General features: G+C 55.3%; 17 protein-coding genes. 4 read left to right on the top strand and 13 right to left on the bottom strand.

The annotated features are described in order from the left end of the window. Positions 1–6: 6 nt before the first annotated feature. The 5 genes from sucA to sdhC all read right to left on the bottom strand — a co-directional run bounded on the left by sucA (position 7) and on the right by sdhC (position 6,434). Positions 7–2,814 (bottom strand): 2-oxoglutarate dehydrogenase E1 component, encoded by a 2,808-nt coding sequence (gene sucA, locus BN2591_RS11540; protein WP_086871595.1) that lies wholly within the window; start codon positions 2,812–2,814, stop codon positions 7–9. Positions 2,815–3,190: 376 nt separating this feature from the next. Beyond that, entirely contained in the window at positions 3,191–3,907 is a 717-nt protein-coding gene (locus tag BN2591_RS11535) for a succinate dehydrogenase iron-sulfur subunit (RefSeq protein ID WP_017455940.1), read from the bottom strand. Between the two features lie 15 nt (positions 3,908–3,922). Further along, positions 3,923–5,689 carry a succinate dehydrogenase flavoprotein subunit gene (sdhA, locus tag BN2591_RS11530; protein ID WP_086871593.1) on the bottom strand — a complete coding sequence of 589 codons (1,767 nt, stop codon included), beginning with the start codon at positions 5,687–5,689 and terminating at the stop codon, positions 3,923–3,925. Continuing rightward, entirely contained in the window at positions 5,689–6,036 is a 348-nt protein-coding gene (gene sdhD, locus BN2591_RS11525; RefSeq protein ID WP_086871591.1) for a succinate dehydrogenase membrane anchor subunit, read from the bottom strand. Before sdhD ends, sdhA begins: the two co-directional genes overlap by 1 nt. After that, positions 6,030–6,434: a succinate dehydrogenase cytochrome b556 subunit gene (sdhC, locus tag BN2591_RS11520; protein WP_017455937.1), complete on the bottom strand. Its 405-nt coding sequence runs from the start codon at positions 6,432–6,434 to the stop codon at positions 6,030–6,032. Before sdhC ends, sdhD begins: the two co-directional genes overlap by 7 nt. Before the next feature lie 275 nt (positions 6,435–6,709). On the opposite strand from sdhC, the gene BN2591_RS24990 reads away from it, so the two are divergent. Together BN2591_RS24990 and BN2591_RS11510 are read left to right on the top strand one after the other, a co-directional pair. Beyond that, positions 6,710–6,868, top strand: coding sequence for a hypothetical protein (locus BN2591_RS24990; RefSeq protein WP_419177752.1), 159 nt, complete (start codon positions 6,710–6,712; stop codon positions 6,866–6,868). A 203-nt stretch (positions 6,869–7,071) separates the two neighbouring features. Then, positions 7,072–8,358 carry a citrate synthase gene (locus tag BN2591_RS11510; protein WP_086871589.1) on the top strand — a complete coding sequence of 429 codons (1,287 nt, stop codon included), beginning with the start codon at positions 7,072–7,074 and terminating at the stop codon, positions 8,356–8,358. A gap of 46 nt (positions 8,359–8,404) precedes the next feature. Here BN2591_RS11510 and nei read toward each other — a convergent pair whose 3' ends face one another. From nei to BN2591_RS11470, 8 genes are all read right to left on the bottom strand, one after another. Then, positions 8,405–9,196: an endonuclease VIII gene (gene nei, locus BN2591_RS11505; RefSeq protein WP_086871587.1), complete on the bottom strand. Its 792-nt coding sequence runs from the start codon at positions 9,194–9,196 to the stop codon at positions 8,405–8,407. A 14-nt stretch (positions 9,197–9,210) separates the two neighbouring features. Beyond that, positions 9,211–9,948, bottom strand: a complete 738-nt coding sequence (pxpA, locus tag BN2591_RS11500) for a 5-oxoprolinase subunit PxpA (RefSeq protein WP_086871585.1) — start codon at positions 9,946–9,948, stop codon at positions 9,211–9,213. After that, positions 9,938–10,870 carry a 5-oxoprolinase subunit PxpC gene (gene pxpC / locus BN2591_RS11495; protein WP_086871582.1) on the bottom strand — a complete coding sequence of 311 codons (933 nt, stop codon included), beginning with the start codon at positions 10,868–10,870 and terminating at the stop codon, positions 9,938–9,940. The genes pxpA and pxpC overlap by 11 nt, the downstream gene beginning before the upstream one ends. Then, positions 10,864–11,520: a 5-oxoprolinase subunit PxpB gene (gene pxpB / locus BN2591_RS11490; RefSeq protein ID WP_086871580.1), complete on the bottom strand. Its 657-nt coding sequence runs from the start codon at positions 11,518–11,520 to the stop codon at positions 10,864–10,866. Before pxpB ends, pxpC begins: the two co-directional genes overlap by 7 nt. 11 nt (positions 11,521–11,531) lie before the next feature. After that, complete coding sequence (locus BN2591_RS11485) at positions 11,532–12,275, bottom strand: type 2 GTP cyclohydrolase I (RefSeq protein ID WP_086871578.1); 744 nt, start codon at positions 12,273–12,275, stop codon at positions 11,532–11,534. A gap of 10 nt (positions 12,276–12,285) precedes the next feature. Further along, a complete protein-coding gene (phrB, locus tag BN2591_RS11480) occupies positions 12,286–13,698 on the bottom strand; it encodes a deoxyribodipyrimidine photo-lyase (protein WP_086871577.1) in 1,413 nt (470 codons plus the stop codon). Between the two features lie 7 nt (positions 13,699–13,705). Further along, positions 13,706–14,083: a DUF1722 domain-containing protein gene (locus tag BN2591_RS11475; RefSeq protein WP_086871576.1), complete on the bottom strand. Its 378-nt coding sequence runs from the start codon at positions 14,081–14,083 to the stop codon at positions 13,706–13,708. Positions 14,084–14,184: 101 nt separating this feature from the next. Continuing rightward, the gene (locus tag BN2591_RS11470) at positions 14,185–14,391 is read right to left on the bottom strand and encodes a YbfA family protein (protein ID WP_086871574.1); all 207 of its coding nucleotides are present in this window, start codon (positions 14,389–14,391) and stop codon (positions 14,185–14,187) included. Positions 14,392–14,806: 415 nt separating this feature from the next. Here BN2591_RS11470 and kdpF point away from each other — a divergent pair, with 415 nt between their 5' ends. Continuing rightward, the gene (gene kdpF, locus BN2591_RS11465; protein WP_020457044.1) at positions 14,807–14,896 is read left to right on the top strand and encodes a K(+)-transporting ATPase subunit F; all 90 of its coding nucleotides are present in this window, start codon (positions 14,807–14,809) and stop codon (positions 14,894–14,896) included. Next, the gene (gene kdpA, locus BN2591_RS11460) at positions 14,896–16,572 is read left to right on the top strand and encodes a potassium-transporting ATPase subunit KdpA (RefSeq protein WP_086871572.1); all 1,677 of its coding nucleotides are present in this window, start codon (positions 14,896–14,898) and stop codon (positions 16,570–16,572) included. The genes kdpF and kdpA overlap by 1 nt, the downstream gene beginning before the upstream one ends. The last annotated feature ends 13 nt before the right edge of the window (positions 16,573–16,585 follow it).

Raw genomic sequence — 16,585 nt, 5'->3', positions numbered from 1 at the left:
CTTTAATTAATCGACGTTCAGCGCGTCATTTACCAGATCTTGTTGCTGTTTCTGGTGAACGGACAGGTATCCCACCGCCGGAGAGGCGGAGGCCGGGCGACCTGCATAACGCAGAGCGGCCCCAAACGGAATCACATCACGGAAATGATGCTGGCTGCAGTACCATGCGCCCTGGTTGAGCGGCTCTTCCTGGCACCAGACAAAATCATGTACGTGAGCGTAAGGTTTCAGCGCTTCCTGCACCGACTGGTGCGGGAACGGGTAAAGCTGTTCGATACGCACAATCGCGACATCTTTCTGGTCGTTTTTACGACGCTGTTCCAGCAGATCATAATAGACCTTACCAGAGCAAAGGATCACGCGCTTAACGCCTTGTGGATCAAGATCATCCACTTCGCCAATCGCCGGCATAAAGGTGCCGTTCGCCAGCTCATCCAGCGTGGAAACCGCCTGCGGATGACGCAGCAGCGACTTCGGCGACATCACCACCAGCGGGCGACGCATACCGCGCAGCGCCTGGCGACGCAGCATGTGGTAAACCTGCGCCGGGGTAGACGGCACGCACACTTGCATGTTTTGTTCAGCACACAGTTGCAGATAACGCTCCAGACGCGCGGAGGAGTGCTCCGGGCCCTGGCCTTCATAACCGTGCGGCAGCAGCATCACCAGGCCACACATACGGCCCCATTTCTGCTCGCCGGAGCTGATGAACTGGTCGATAACCACTTGCGCACCGTTGGCGAAATCACCGAATTGCGCTTCCCAGATGGTCAGCGTGCGCGGCTCTGCCGTGGCATAACCATATTCAAACGCCAGTACCGCTTCTTCAGAGAGCACGGAGTCCCACACGCGGAACGCCCCCTGTGAATTGTGTACATGGCTCAGCGGCGTATAGGTAGACCCGTTGGCCTGGTTGTGGATCACCGCATGACGATGGAAGAAGGTGCCGCGGCCGGAGTCTTCACCGGACAAACGTACCGGGATGCCTTCATCCACCAGCGTGGCATACGCCAGTGTTTCCGCGCCGCCCCAGTCGAACAACTTCTCGCCGCTCGCCATCAACTGACGGTCAGCGTAAATTTTCGCCACGCGGGACTGCATTTCAATGGCTTCCGGCACTGTACTGATGCGTTTTGCCAGCTCCTGCAAGCGCTTCATTTCCACCTTGTTCGGGTAGCTCTCATCCCACTCGTGGTTGAGGTACGGCGACCAGGTAAAGGAGTGCATATTCATCGGACGCCATTCGGCGACCACACACTCACCCGCATCCAGCGCATCGCGGTACAGGTTGACCATTTCGGTGGCATCTTCCAGCGTAATGGTTTTTTCCTGCTCCAGACGATCGGCATAGATTTTGCGCGGCGTCGGGTGTTTTTTGATTTTCTGGTACATCAGCGGCTGGGTTGCGCTCGGCTCGTCGGCTTCGTTATGGCCATGACGGCGATAGCACACCAGGTCGATAAAGACATCGCGTTTGAAGGTGTTACGGAAATCGAGCGCCAGGCGAGTAACGAACGCCACCGCTTCCGGATCGTCCGCATTCACGTGGAAAATCGGCGCCTGCACCATTTTACCGATGTCGGTACAGTACGGCGTAGAGCGTGCGTCCAGCGGGTTCGAGGTGGTGAAGCCCACCTGGTTGTTAATGACGATACGCACGGTGCCACCCACTTCGTAGCCGCGTGCTTTCGACATGTTCAGGGTCTCCTGCACCACGCCCTGACCCGCCACAGCGGCGTCGCCATGAATAGTGATTGGCAGCACTTTATTGCTGCTCGGTTCGTCAAGGCGGTCAAGACGCGCACGAACGGAACCGATCACCACCGGGCTGACAATCTCAAGGTGAGACGGGTTAAACGCCAGCGCCAGGTGAACCAGGCCGCCTTCTGTTTCCACATCGGACGAGAAGCCCATATGGTATTTCACGTCGCCGGTACCGAGGTGTTCTTTATGTTTACCGGCGAATTCGTCGAACAGATCCTGCGGCTGTTTACCCAGCACGTTAACCAGTACGTTCAGACGTCCGCGGTGCGCCATTCCCAGCACCACTTCACGGGTGCCGCTCTTGCCCGCATGGCGGATCATCTCTTTGAGCATCGGCACCAGCGCATCGCCGCCTTCCAGCGAGAAGCGTTTCGCACCAGGGAATTTCGCGCCGAGATAACGTTCAAGACCTTCTGCAGCCGTCAGTTCAGTCAGGAAGCGTTTTTTCTCTTCGCTGCTGAAGCTGGATTTACCGGCTGCGGATTCAATGCGTTGCTGGATCCAGCGTTTCTCTTCGGTGCTGGTGATATGCATATATTCCGCACCGATCGAACCGCAATAGGTCTCTTTCAGTGCGTTAATCAATTCGCCCAGCGGCATGGTGTCTTTGCCAATCGCAAAAGACCCCACGTTAAAGCTGTTCTGGAAATCGGCTTCCGTCAGATCGTGGTAAGCCGGATCGAGATCGGCCACCCTCTCTTGCTGCCACAATCCCAGCGGATCGAGGTTGGCATGTTGATGACCACGAAAACGGTATGCGTTGATAAGTTGCAGGACTTTAACCTGCTTCACATTGGTGTCGGGGTCGGAAATAGAGGAGGAGTAACGTGAAGCATCTTTCGCCAGCTGACGGAAATAATCACGCGTCTTGGAGTGGAACTGATCCGGTTTGACTCCGGTGCCCGGTAACTGCTGGAACATAGAACGCCAGTTTGCATCTACCGAGTCAGGATCGGTTAAGAAGTCTTCATAGAGCTGTTCTATCCAGCTCTGGTTAGACCCAGAGAGGTAAGAAGAGTCCAGCCAGGCTTTCATTGCGCCGTTCTGCATCGTGATCCCTTAAGCATTGTTATGCTTACTTCGCCGTGGATAACTACGACGTACACCCGTTAGCGCACGTCCCAGGGTTCACTTGCGGGCTCTTGGTGGCCCGCGAAGGAACCTTTAAAAACTGCCTAATCTTCGCTGTCCGGGCTGCGACTGCGTTGGCTGCCTTTGCTTACCCTGGTCACATAGTTGACTATGCTCCCAGGGATGCGCTCAGTTGCCGCCTTGTCTCGCACCAGACATCTCGATTATGTCTACTGTGGCGGTTTTTAAAGGTTTCCTGCTTCCTTGTTACCCGGCGGCGCTAACGCTGCCGGGCAAAAAAAACATCACTACAAATGTAGGCCGGATACGCGTCAGCGCCATCCGGCACTGACATTTATGCGCTTCGTTGCAACAACATCGACTTAATATGGCCGATGGCGCGCGTCGGGTTCAGCCCTTTCGGGCATACACTGACGCAGTTCATAATGCTGTGGCAGCGGAATACGCTGAAAGCATCGCTTAAACCTTCCAGACGGTTATCGGTTTCCGTATCGCGGCTGTCGATCAGGAAACGGTACGCCGCCAGCAGACCGGCCGGGCCGATAAATTTGTCCGGGTTCCACCAGAACGACGGGCAAGATGTCGAGCAGCAGGCGCAGAGAATACATTCATACAAACCGTCGAGTTTTTCACGCTGGTCAGGCGACTGTAAGTGCTCTCTTGCTGGCGGATTTTGCCCATTATTCAATAAGTAAGGCTTAATCTTCTCATATTGGGCATAGAATTGTCCCATGTCCACCACCAAATCGCGGATCACCGGCAGGCCAGGCAGAGGACGGATCACAATCTTCTGCTTGCCATTGCCCAGTGCAGAAATCGGGGTGATACAGGCCAGGCCATTCTTACCGTTCATGTTCAAACCATCGGAACCACATACCCCTTCACGGCAGGAGCGGCGGAACGACAGCGTAGGATCTTTTTCTTTCAGCTGCATTAAGGCATCCAGCAGCATCATGTCACGCCCTTCTTCGCCTTCCAGGGTGTAATCCTGCATGCGCGGCGCGTCATCAACGTCCGGGTTATAGCGATAAATCGAAAATTCGAGTTTCATTATCCTGTCTCCGCATTAATAAGTACGAATCTTCGGCGGGAATGCCGGACGCAGTTTCGGTTCCATATTGACGCTGCGACGCGTCATGGACTCCGTTTCTGGCAGATACAGGGAATGGCACAGCCAGTTTTCGTCGTCACGATCCGGATAGTCGAAGCGGCTATGCGCGCCACGGCTCTCGGTACGGAAGTTTGCGGAGACCGCCGTTGCATACGCGGTTTCCATCAGGTTATCCAGCTCCAGGCACTCAACGCGCTGGGTGTTAAACTCGGTGGAAGTATCGTCCAGACGAGCGTTTTTCAGACGTTCGCGAATCACTTTCAGTTGCTCAAGCCCTTTCGCCATCGCATCGCCTTCGCGGAAGACCGAGAAGTTATGCTGCATACACTCTTGCAGCGCTTTACGAATCGTGACCGGATCTTCGCCGTTACGGTTGTTGTTCCAGCGGTTGAGGCGCTCAAGGGACGCTTCAACATCAGACTCGCTGGCATCACGCAGCGCGCCCTGCTCGGCGATAGACTCTTGTAAATGCAGACCCGCCGCGCGGCCAAACACCACCAGATCGAGCAGCGAGTTACCCCCCAGACGGTTAGCGCCGTGGACGGATACACAGGCAATTTCACCCACTGCAAACAGACCCGGAATGACGACATCTTCGCCCTTCTCGTTCACCGTCAGCGCCTGACCGGTAACTTTGGTCGGAATGCCGCCCATCATATAGTGACAAGTTGGGATAACCGGGATCGGCTCTTTTACCGGATCGACGTGGGCAAAGGTGCGCGACAATTCAAGGATCCCCGGCAGGCGCGATTCCAGCACCTCTTTGCCCAGGTGATCGAGTTTCAGTTTCGCGTGCGGACCCCACGGGCCGTCGCAGCCGCGACCTTCACGGATTTCGATCATAATGGAACGCGCCACCACATCACGACCCGCCAGGTCTTTAGCGTTCGGCGCATAACGCTCCATAAAGCGCTCGCCATGTTTGTTCAGCAGGTAACCGCCTTCACCACGGCACCCTTCCGTTACCAGCACGCCCGCTCCGGCGATACCGGTCGGGTGGAACTGCCACATCTCCATATCCTGCACCGGGACGCCTGCGCGCAGCGCCATGCCAACGCCGTCGCCGGTGTTGATATGGGCGTTGGTAGTAGACTGGTAAATACGGCCCGCACCGCCGGTCGCCAGCACGGTGGCACGCGCTTTGAAGTAGACCACTTCACCGGTTTCAATACACAGCGCGGTACAACCCACCACGGCGCCATCCTGGTTTTTCACCAGATCCAGCGCGTACCACTCGGAAAAAATCGTCGTGTGGTTTTTCAGGTTTTGCTGATAAAGGGTGTGCAACAGCGCATGACCGGTACGGTCCGCTGCGGCTGCCGTGCGCGCCGCTTGCTCGCCGCCGAAGTTTTTCGACTGGCCGCCAAACGGACGTTGATAGATACGGCCATCATCCAGACGGGAGAATGGCAGACCCATATGTTCCAGCTCAAGAATCGCTTCCGGGCCAGTTTTACACATATATTCAATGGCATCCTGGTCACCGATGTAATCGGAACCTTTTACCGTGTCATACATGTGCCATTCCCAGTTATCTTCATGGGTATTACCCAGCGCAACGGTAATACCGCCCTGCGCAGATACGGTGTGAGAACGGGTTGGGAAAACTTTAGAGAGCAGCGCACAGGTTTGCCCGCTCTGGGAAATTTGCAGTGCCGCGCGCATACCTGCGCCACCGGCACCAATTACAACAGCATCAAATTCTCTGACTGGCAGTTTCATTACACACCCCACACCACAACAAATCCATAAATCACGTAAGCCGCGAGTGCAACGACGATAGCCAGTTGCAGAACCAGGCGCACAGCCAGCGGTTTAACGTAGTCGGTCAACACCTGCCACATGCCAATCCAGGCATGGATCAGAATCGAAAACAGCGCCAGCAGCGTGAAGACTTTCGTGAAAGCGGAGGAGAAGAATCCAGTCCAGACCACCCAGGTCAGATCGCCGTGCATGGCAAAAAAACCGACCATATAGATGATGTAGAGCGTCAGGACGATGGCAGTGGCACGAACAAGAATAAAATCATGTACGCCGTTGCGTCCTAATGCGGAGGCGTTGCTTACCATACGAGGACTCCTGCGAGAATTGAAAGCACGACAGTGATTGCAAAAGAGAGATTAGCGGAACGCTTTCCTGCTTCGAAGGTTTCTTCCAGCCAGCCAAAATCCATTAACATATGGCGAATACCGCCCACAGCGTGATAAGCCAGCGCTGTCAGGATGCCCCAGAAAATGAATTTAACGAAAAAGCTGCTCATGATGGCAGAGGCGGTCAGGAAGCCCTCTTCGGATGACAGCGACAGGCCCAGTAACCACAGCAGAATGCCAACCGCCACGAAAGTAATGACGCCGGAAACGCGGTGGAGAATGGAAGCTATAGCCGTAACAGGAAACCGAATTGTTGTCAGATCCAGATTGACAGGTCTTTGTTTTTTCACATTTTTTATCATGAATAACGCCCACATGCTATTCTTATAGTTTCCTTCCTCCGGTCTGCGTGCGGGTCAGACAGCGTCCTTTTCTATAACTGCTCGTCATGCAAAAAATTAGCTTCCAGATGCTAAACGACAGGTTACAACGCTGGGTGGCTCGGGATTGCAGGGGTATTCCGGAGACCTGGCGGCAGTATAGGTCGTTCACAAAATCATTACAATTAACCTACATATAGTTTGTCGGGTTTTATGCAGAACAGTGACCCCCATCACGATAACAACATTCTTTTAAATTTTAATCATCTGATTTGACAAAAGTTAAACATTCTTGTTACAAACTACGCCAGAAAGGGCTTATAATTCGCAAAAGTTATGGGGTCTTACTTTCACCTGAGAATAAGTTATGTAACAGTGTGATGGTATTGACCGATGTAATCAGGACAGTTATTAGTGATATACAGGTTTGACAAATTCGGACTGCTAAGACGCTGATTTGCTGTTTTTTCGCTGTATTTTCAATGTGTACTTGCACGCGCCCATCGCTCTGTACCCTGGTACCTCCTCTCAACAGAGCTGCGAGCCAAATAACAAACTGGTAACGTTGATTGGCAGTTGAATGCAAATCCGGTGACTGGCGGTCTTAAGCAATAAGGCGCTAAGGAGACCGTAAATGGCTGATAAGAAAGCAACCATCACCTACAATGGTGACGCTGCTATTGAACTGGATGTGCTAAAAGGCACGCTCGGTCAGGATGTGATTGATATCCGTAGTCTCGGTTCAAAAGGGGTATTCACTTTTGACCCAGGTTTTACCTCTACCGCATCATGCGAATCAAAAATCACCTTTATCGACGGTGACGAAGGTATTCTGCTGCACCGTGGTTTCCCTATCGACCAACTGGCGACTGAATCCAACTATCTGGAAGTCTGCTACATTCTGCTCTACGGTGAAAAACCGACCCAGGAGCAGTTTGACGAATTCAAACTGACCGTCACGCGCCACACCATGATCCATGAGCAGATCACCCGTCTGTTCCACGGTTTCCGTCGCGACTCGCACCCGATGGCGGTGCTGTGCGGGGTGACTGGCGCGCTGGCGGCGTTCTACCACGATTCACTGGATGTTAACAATCCGCGTCACCGTGAGATTGCCGCGTTCCGCCTGCTGTCGAAAATGCCGACCGTGGCGGCGATGTGTTACAAATATTCCATCGGTCAGCCGTTCGTTTACCCGCAGAATAATCTCTCCTACGCCGGTAACTTCCTGCACATGATGTTCTCCACACCGTGTGAACCGTATGAAGTGAACCCGGTGCTGGAACGCGCAATGGACCGTATTCTGATCCTGCACGCCGACCATGAGCAAAACGCCTCCACCTCGACCGTGCGCACCGCTGGCTCTTCTGGCGCGAACCCGTTCGCCTGTATCGCTGCCGGTATCGCTTCTCTGTGGGGACCGGCGCACGGCGGCGCCAACGAAGCGGCTCTGCGCATGCTCGAAGAGATCAGTTCTGTAAAACACATCCCTGAATTCCTGCGCCGCGCCAAAGACAAAAACGATTCGTTCCGTCTGATGGGCTTTGGTCACCGTGTCTACAAGAACTATGACCCGCGCGCTACCGTGATGCGTGAAACCTGCCACGAAGTGCTGCGTGAGCTGGGCACCAAAGATGATCTGCTGGAAGTGGCGATGGAACTTGAGCATATTGCGCTCAACGACCCGTACTTCATCGAGCGTAAGCTCTACCCGAACGTTGACTTCTACTCCGGTATTATCCTGAAAGCGATGGGGATCCCGGCCTCCATGTTTACCGTTATCTTCGCGATGGCGCGTACCGTTGGCTGGATTGCGCACTGGAACGAAATGCACGACGACGGCATCAAAATTGCTCGTCCGCGTCAGCTGTACACCGGTTACGAAAAACGCGAGTTCAGCTCCGATCTGAAAAAAGATTGATAGCCAACCCGCCTAAAAAAACGCGCCTTCAGGCGCGTTTTTTATTTTAACGCTGACAAACCGGGCACCAGTAAAACGGCCGGGACGACATGGTGGTTTTCTCAATTATCCCACCGCAACGCTCGCACGCTTCTCCGGCGCGGTGAAATACCTTAAAGCGAAACAGCGCGCCGTGGTGTTTATTCTCATCCACCACGCCGCGTGTCTGGTATGACAAACGGGGAATATCAAGTAGCGCCTGCGATAACACATCCAGTTGCGCTTCGCTAAGTTGCGAGGCGTTGTGCTGTGGCGCCAGTGCGCTTTGCCAGAGAATTTCGACACGCAGATAGTTACCCAGCCCGGCCAGAAAGGCCTGATCGAGCAATAACCCGGAAAACTGGCGACGGCGAAAACGGGGCGATAACAACCGCGCTTTTACCTGCTCTACGGTTAGCGTCATATCCAGCACATCCGGCCCGACGCGCTGTAAAAAGGGATGCTGCGCTAGTTGTTCCGGGGTGAGTAACGAAATGTCCGACGCGCTGTACAGCAAAATCGCCTTTTGCTCCGTTTGCAGCCGCACGCGTAGTACTCGGTTGGTTTGCGGGATCTCTCCTGCCCTGACCACGCGCCAGACGCCGTAAAGCTGGTTATGACTGTAAAGGGTTAGCCCACCGGAAAAATGCGTCAGGAGCGCTTTTCCCCGCGTTTCCATTTTCTCAACGCACTGTCCCACCAGATCAGCGGCGAAACGCGCCAATGACGGCAGACCAAACCAGACATCGGTTAATGGTTTGCCTTTAACCGCGGCTTCAAGCGTATCTGCCGCCCGGCGGATCTCCGGTCCTTCCGGCATAAAAACTCCTTGCGTTAGTGGGCAGAAATCATCACGCCACGTTGGGCAAAGGCACTGTGTAAGCGGCGGGCAAACAGCAGCGCGTGCTCGCCATCGCCGTGCAGGCAGACCGTTTGCGCCTGCACATTAACAAACTCACCGGTGATGCATCTCACCCGCCCCTCCAGCACCATCTCCAGCGTTTGCGCCAGCGCCAGATTGTCATCATCAATTAGCGCGCCCGGCGCACTGCGCGGCACCAGACGCCCATCGCGGAGGTAGCCACGATCGGCAAATACCTCCTGGCGCGTGCGCAAACCATAACGCTCTCCGGCACGAATCAACTCGCTGCCCGCCAGCCCAACCAGAATCAATGCGGGATCAGCATCGTAAACCGCTCCGGCAATGGCATCGGCCAGCGCCGCGTCATCCGCCGCCTGGTTGTAGAGCATACCGTGCGGTTTCACATGATGCAGTTTGCCGCCTTCTGCACACACCATCGCCGCCAGCGCGCCAATTTGATACAGCATTTGGGCATAGACAATATCCGGCGGCAAATGCATCGCCGTGCGGCCAAAGTTTTCCCGGTCCGGAAAGGAGGGATGCGCCCCCACCGCCACACCATTACGCAATGCGTCACGCACACAAGTCAGCATGGTTTGCGCATCGCCTGCGTGGAAACCGCAGGCGATATTGGCAGAAGAAACCAGCTGGAGTAACGCCGCATCATTGCCGCAGCCTTCGCCGAGATCGGCGTTTAAATCAATTTTCATTGTGCAGACGCCATGCCAGTTGATCGAGGTAGATACGCTGCTCGCGACGCGCCTTCAGCGCCTCATCCAGCGAGCACTGAACAAAATGTATCGGCTGCCCGAGTGGGATTTGCGCCAGGTGGTACATATCCGCCTCGATAATGCAGGCAATTCGCGGGTAACCGCCGGTGGTCTGGGCATCATTCATCAGCACTATCGGTTGCCCGTTAGAGGGAACCTGCACTATGCCCGGCAACAAGCCGTGGGAAAGGAGTTCGCGCGACGTGGTACGCACCAACGGCTGCCCCTGCAAACGGTAACCCATACGGTTACTCTGCGGGCTTATCTGCCACGGCAAACGCCAGAACGCCTCCTGCGAGGCGCTGTCGAATTCGTGATACTCCGGCCCTGGCAACGCGCGAATGCGGTTGCCCCACAGCAACTGTTTTACCCCTTGCTGTGTGTGAAAATGACGCACAGGTTCGCCCAGTGGCAACACATCGCCATCGCGCAAGAGTCGCCCTTCCAGCCCGCCGATGGCGGTTTTCAGATCGGTGCTGACCGAGCCCATTACCGCTGGTACGGCAAAGCTCCCGGCAACCGCAAGATAGCTGCGCACGCCGTGCAGCGGCCTTTTCAGCACCAGCCGCTGACCGGCTTTTGCCGCAAACCGCCAGCCGGTCCACACCGCTTTACCGTCGAGTTTCGCCTCACAGCCTGCGCCAGTGAGCGCAAACCAGGCATCGCGACCAAACTCAACTTCGCACTGACCAAAAGTAATTTCCAGCGCCGCTGCCTCAGGCGCGTTGCCCACCAGCGCATTGGCAATCTGTAATGCAGGCTCGTCCAGCGCGCCGCAGTAGCTGACGCCAGACTGACGCAAGCCAATACGTTTGCCCCCCTGCAAGGTGGTATACATTCCCGCGCGGATAATTTTCAGCATACGCCCTCCTTGCGCGGCACAAACCGTAGCGTATCGCCCGGACGTAATAACACCGGCTCCGGCAAACGCGGGTTGAACAATGCCAGATCGGTACGTCCGATCAGGTTCCAGCCGCCGGGCGTTTCCAGGGGATAAATGCCGGTTTGCGCGCCGCCAATGGCGACAGAACCGGCGGGAACGCGCACACGCGGTTCGGCGCGGCGCGGTGTGGCAAGCGCCTCCGGCATCCCGCCCAGATAAGGAAAACCGGGCTGGAAGCCAAGAAACCACACCACGTAATCGATGGAAGCATGCAGCTCAACGACCTGCTTTTCCGTCATCCGGCAGTGTTCCGCCACCAGCCCCAGATCAGGCCCGGCAGTTTTGCCATACAGCACCGGGATCTCAATGGTGCGAGACTCGGGTTCCAGCGCCTCGCTCTCTTCCCACCAGCGCTGTAAACGCTCAATCGCGTCGAGCGCCAGCGAATGCGGATCGCGCAGCACCACCATAATGTTATTCATCCCCGGAATAGCCTCCACCACGTCCGGCACGTCCGCCAGCCGTTGCGTCAGCCGCCAGATACGCTTTTGCGTCGCCAGTTGTACCGGCGGCTCCAGCTCCAGCACCACCGCGCTTTCACCTAACAAATAACACCGTGCTCGCTGCACTTGCCCTCTCCTTACGCCGGGTTCGGAATATCGATAAACGTGACGTCAAGATCGCTATTTTCATTCAGCCAGTCGCTGAGCGCGCGGATGCCACCGCGCTCGGTGGCGTGGTGGCCCGCAGCGTAGAAATGCAGCCCCTGTTCACGGGCGGAATGAATAGTCTGTTCGGAGACTTCGCCGGTGATAAACGCATCAACGCCGAAGCGGGCCGCTTTATCAATAAAGCTCTGCCCACCGCCGGTACACCAGGCAACGCGGGTGATTTTTTCCGGCCCGGTATCGCCACACCACAGCGGCTTACGCCCAAGTCGCGCTTCAATCCACGACGCCAGCTCCAGCCCCGGAACCGGCATCGACAGTTCGCCCCACGGCAGCAACTCTTCAATTTCCCCCATCACGTTAATGCCGAGCAAAGCCGCCAGTTGCGCGTTATTGCCAAGCTCAGGGTGCGCGTCAAGCGGCAGGTGCCATCCGTACAGATTGATGTCATTCGCCAGTAACGTTTTCAGGCGGTGACGTTTCATACCACGAATGATCGGCGCTTCGTTTTTCCAGAAATAACCGTGATGGACAATCACTGCATCCGCCTGCTGGCGTACCGCTTCGTCCAGCAGCGCCTGGCTTGCGGTCACACCAGTGATAATTTTCTGTACCGTTTCCCGCCCTTCAACCTGAAGCCCGTTCGGGCCGTAATCACTGAACGCCGCACTGTTAAGTTTTTCGTTAATCAGTTTTTCCAGCTCGGTATTTTTCATCATCACTCCTTTACGCTTTACGGGCAGCTTCATAGGCCGCCAGCGTGGCGGTTCGCGCCTGTTTATGGTCAACAATCGGGCGAGGATAATCGAGTTTTACCCCCTGTTTATCCGCCCAGTCCCAGGGTTGATGCACGGATTTTTCCGGCACATCGCTTAGCGCCGGTAGCCAGTGGCGAATAAACGCGCCATCAGCATCAAAGCGTTCACCCTGCGTGGTCGGGTTAAAAATTCGAAAATAGGGAGCCGCATCGGTGCCCGTCGAGGCCGCCCACTGCCAGCCGCCATTGTTCGCCGCGAAATCGCCATCGATCAACTGCGACATAAAATAACGCTCCCCATGACGCCAGTCGATAAGTAAGTCCTTGACCAGAAAGCTCGCGGTTATCATCCGTAAGCGGTTGTGCATCCAGCCGGTGGCGTTCAACTGGCGCATCGCCGCATCAACAATCGGGTAGCCGGTGTTGCCGCATTGCCAGGCTTGCAGATGCTTGTCGTTTTCCTGCCACTGCACCTTATCAGTCCAGGCGATAAAAGGGCGATGCTTACAGAGTGCCGGATGATAAGTCATCAGATGGCGATAAAATTCGCGCCAAATCAGCTCACTCAGCCACACGGCCCCCGGCCCACCGTCAAGCGCCTGCGGTTGTTCAGCCAGCAGACGATGCAGACACTGGCGCGGCGATAGTGCGCCAATCGCCAGACACGACGACAAACGACTGGTGCCCTCGATTGCCGGGAAATCGCGCTGCTGCTCATACGCTGCTGCCTGCTGCTGGCAAAACTGACGCAGCCGCGCGATTGCGCTTTTCTCATCAGCCGGGAACAGATTTTCATCAAAATCCTGTTGGGGGTAATCAAGCGTAACCGGATGTGGCGCGACGTCGACGCCTTCACGCGGGTGCGGCGCGGCAACACACTGGGGCAGATCCGCTTTCAACCGGCGCAGAAAGGCGTTTTTAAAGGGCGTAAAGACTTTGTACATCTCATGATTGCCGGTCATCACGCTACCGGGTGCCAGCATCACGCTGTCGTCAAAGCCCTGGCAGGCGACATTCGGTAGCGCTTTTTCGACGGCGGCGTCGCGCTGTCGCTCGTTGAATTCGTATTGATAGTTGTAAAAGAGATGGCTGACTTGCTCGCGCTCGCAGACATCCACCACTGTTTGTACGCTGTCGGTAAAATCCGCCGCTTCCCGGTAAATCAACGGAATGCCTTTTTCCGCCAGCGCCAGTTGTAAGGCGTTGAGATGCGCATTGATAAACGCCGCCTGACGAGGCGCCAGATGATGTTGCTGCCACTGCGCAGGCGTGGCGATAAACAGGGCTTTTACCTGCGCGTTATCGCTGCGACAGGCGGCCGCAAGCGCAAGATTGTCATGTACGCGCAGATCCGCGCGAAACCAGACCAGATGGGTGGTCATACCGCTCCTAATATCCGTAACGTAAGCGCCGCGCCTCTGACCCGGAGTCAACATTGCGTTGCCCGGCCCGGGACGCGTCGGGAAATCCAGTCATATAGTGTTTGAGTAAAGTCTTCGGCGCAAGCCGTGGCTGGGTTGGCTGGCGGTAACGTTTAATCAGTGTGAAGAGTGTTGGCTGCTGCCGGGCATGAAACGTTTTACAAACACCGGGCATCAGCGCCCTGATGTGATTGCACCGCGTATCAATCGCCTGGTGGGCCAGTGCACATGTTTGCCGGGGAGAATGCGATATCGCCGCGAGCGCAAGCCTCACATAGCCGCCGTCAAAACAGACCGATTTCCCGGCCAAATAGGTATGCATGCCCGCAGGAATTTTCTCGCGCATTACGGCTCCTTTTTCTACCCGCAGTAAGTGTAGTCAAAGGCCGCAGGTAAAAAAAAGCCACCGCGAATGCGGTGGCGATGAGGTTTGCTGTGTGTCGTCGATTAATAAAAGTCGCAGCTTACTTTCTCTGCTTGATCCATCCACACCGGTTTTTCACTGGTTTTTGCCCAGACGCGATGCAGATAGCTATAAAAACGTGCGCGGTCTTTCCAGAACAACATTACCGGCAACGCCAGCACACCCGCCAGAACGGCGAAAGCACGTCGCAACAGCACAATATGAGCCGGAAACGCTTTGTATGTGTCCATAATTCTCTCCCCTTTGTCAGGCCGGTAAGCAGCACCGGAAAATTATTAGCCCCCCTGAAAGTCACTAACGTAAAAACCAGGGCGGCACTGAAATCTGGTTAAAATAGTACCGTTTTGTTTGTAATTTTACTACTCATCCGACCACTATTTTTTGTCAATTTCGGCTTTATTTACATTGAGCCGGTAAATAAGTTACAAAATAGTTAAATTAATACTAACCATCAGTTAAATTGTGGATTTTTTGTTAAACATGACAGCCCCACAGAAAAGGGCAATGCGTATATGCACCACTCCGCCAGTTCATTCCGCGTGATTTTTATATTTTTTTTACACTCCGCCCGCCGATTTTTGCGAAATCTTTGCGCCGAAAATCCTACTTTTTCTGCACATCGTTAAATCACCCCGGAGGTGGATTGTGAGTGCAGGCGTAGTAATCGGCATCGTGCTGGTTTTCCTGTTATTGGGCTATCTGGTTTATGCCCTGATCAACGCGGAGGCTTTCTGATGGCCGCTCAGGCGTTTCTTCTGATTGCCAGCTTTCTGCTGGTATTGTTTATCCTCGCGCGCCCGCTCGGTTCGCTGCTGGCGAAGATGATCGCCGGTCAGCCACTTCCCGGTGTGCGCGGTATGGAAAACCTCCTCTGGCGCGGGCTCGGTATCGATACCCGTGAAATGAACTGGCGGCACTATTTACTGGCGATTTTATGGCTGAATATCTTCGGCCTGGTGCTGCTGTTTGCGATGCTGATGCTGCAAGGCATGCTGCCGCTCAACCCACAAAACCTGCCGGGGCTCTCCTGGCATCTGGCGCTGAATACCGCCGTCAGCTTTGTATCCAACACTAACTGGCAGTCATATTCCGGGGAAAGCACCCTGAGCTACTTCAGCCAGATGGCTGGGCTGACGGTACAAAACTTCTTATCTGCCGCGACCGGTATTGCTGTGGTCTTTGCGCTGATCCGCGCTTTTTCACGCCGCAGTATGGAGACACTTGGTAATGCCTGGGTTGATATCACACGTATTACCCTGTGGCTGCTGTTGCCTGTCTCGCTGCTGATTGCGCTGTTTTTTATTCAGCAAGGGGCGCTACAAAACGTTTCGGCGTACCAGGCTTATACCTCGCTGGAAGGCGTGCAACACCTGATGCCGATGGGACCTGTTGCGTCGCAGGAAGCGATCAAAATGCTCGGTACCAACGGCGGCGGTTTCTTTAATGCCAACTCGTCGCATCCGTTTGAAAACCCCACTGCCTTAACCAATTTCGTGCAGATGCTGGCGATCTTCCTGATCCCGGCCGCACTCTGTTTCGCCTTTGGCGATGCGGTTGGCGATCGCCGTCAGGGACACATGTTGCTGTGGGCAATGTCGATTATTTTCGTCGTCTGCGCCGGGATTGTGATGTGGGCGGAATTACAGGGTAACCCGCACTTCCTGACGCTCGGCGGCGATAGCGCCATCAATATGGAAGGGAAAGAGAGCCGTTTTGGCATTCTGGCAAGCAGCTTGTACGCCGTCGTCACCACGGCGGCCTCTTGCGGGGCGGTCAACGCCATGCACGACTCGTTTACTGCGCTTGGCGGCATGATCCCGATGTGGCTGATGCAGATAGGCGAAGTGGTGTTCGGCGGCGTGGGGTCGGGTCTGTACGGCATGCTGTTGTTTGTGCTGCTGGCGGTGTTTATCGCCGGGCTGATGATTGGCCGCACGCCTGAATTTCTCGGTAAGAAAATTGACGTTCGCGAAATGAAAATGACCGCGCTGGCAATCCTTGTCACCCCGGCTCTGGTGCTGATTGGTACCGCGCTGGCGATGATGACCGATGCCGGACGCAGCGGCATGTTCAACCCCGGCATTCACGGCTTTAGCGAAGTGCTGTACGCCGTCTCATCTGCCGCCAATAACAACGGTAGCGCCTTTGCGGGTTTAAGCGCCAATACACCGTTCTGGAACTGTTTGCTGGCGTTTTGCATGTTCTTTGGCCGCTTCGGTGTGATTGTTCCAGTCATGGCGATTGCCGGTTCGCTGGTGGCGAAGAAAATTCAACCGACCAGCTCCGGCACGCTGCCAACGCATGGCGCGCTGTTTATCGGCCTGCTGATCGGCACCGTGTTACTGGTCGGCGCTTTAACCTTTATTCCTGCCCTGGCGCTCGGCCCGGTGGCGGAATACCTGCAATTTTAAGAGTGGCGGAGAC

The organism is Kosakonia pseudosacchari, assembly GCF_900184035.1.
Taxonomy (GTDB): Bacteria; Pseudomonadota; Gammaproteobacteria; order Enterobacterales; family Enterobacteriaceae; genus Kosakonia; species Kosakonia pseudosacchari.
Note: the sequence above shows the minus strand (reverse complement) of the source record. Positions and strands in the feature narration are given on the sequence as shown.

Coding starts and splice junctions, on each gene's coding strand:
- BN2591_RS11485 (WP_086871578.1), bottom strand. CDS start 12,275: ATGAAAAATACCGAGCTGGAAAAACTGATTAACGAAAAACTTAACAGT.
- BN2591_RS11475 (WP_086871576.1), bottom strand. CDS start 14,083: ATGCGCGAGAAAATTCCTGCGGGCATGCATACCTATTTGGCCGGGAAA.
- sdhA (WP_086871593.1), bottom strand. CDS start 5,689: ATGAAACTGCCAGTCAGAGAATTTGATGCTGTTGTAATTGGTGCCGGT.
- kdpA (WP_086871572.1), top strand. CDS start 14,896: ATGGCCGCTCAGGCGTTTCTTCTGATTGCCAGCTTTCTGCTGGTATTG.
- sdhC (WP_017455937.1), bottom strand. CDS start 6,434: ATGTGGGCGTTATTCATGATAAAAAATGTGAAAAAACAAAGACCTGTC.
- nei (WP_086871587.1), bottom strand. CDS start 9,196: ATGCCGGAAGGACCGGAGATCCGCCGGGCGGCAGATACGCTTGAAGCC.
- sucA (WP_086871595.1), bottom strand. CDS start 2,814: ATGCAGAACGGCGCAATGAAAGCCTGGCTGGACTCTTCTTACCTCTCT.
- BN2591_RS11535 (WP_017455940.1), bottom strand. CDS start 3,907: ATGAAACTCGAATTTTCGATTTATCGCTATAACCCGGACGTTGATGAC.
- sdhD (WP_086871591.1), bottom strand. CDS start 6,036: ATGGTAAGCAACGCCTCCGCATTAGGACGCAACGGCGTACATGATTTT.
- pxpA (WP_086871585.1), bottom strand. CDS start 9,948: ATGAAAATTGATTTAAACGCCGATCTCGGCGAAGGCTGCGGCAATGAT.
- phrB (WP_086871577.1), bottom strand. CDS start 13,698: ATGACCACCCATCTGGTCTGGTTTCGCGCGGATCTGCGCGTACATGAC.
- BN2591_RS11470 (WP_086871574.1), bottom strand. CDS start 14,391: ATGGACACATACAAAGCGTTTCCGGCTCATATTGTGCTGTTGCGACGT.
- BN2591_RS11510 (WP_086871589.1), top strand. CDS start 7,072: ATGGCTGATAAGAAAGCAACCATCACCTACAATGGTGACGCTGCTATT.
- pxpC (WP_086871582.1), bottom strand. CDS start 10,870: ATGCTGAAAATTATCCGCGCGGGAATGTATACCACCTTGCAGGGGGGC.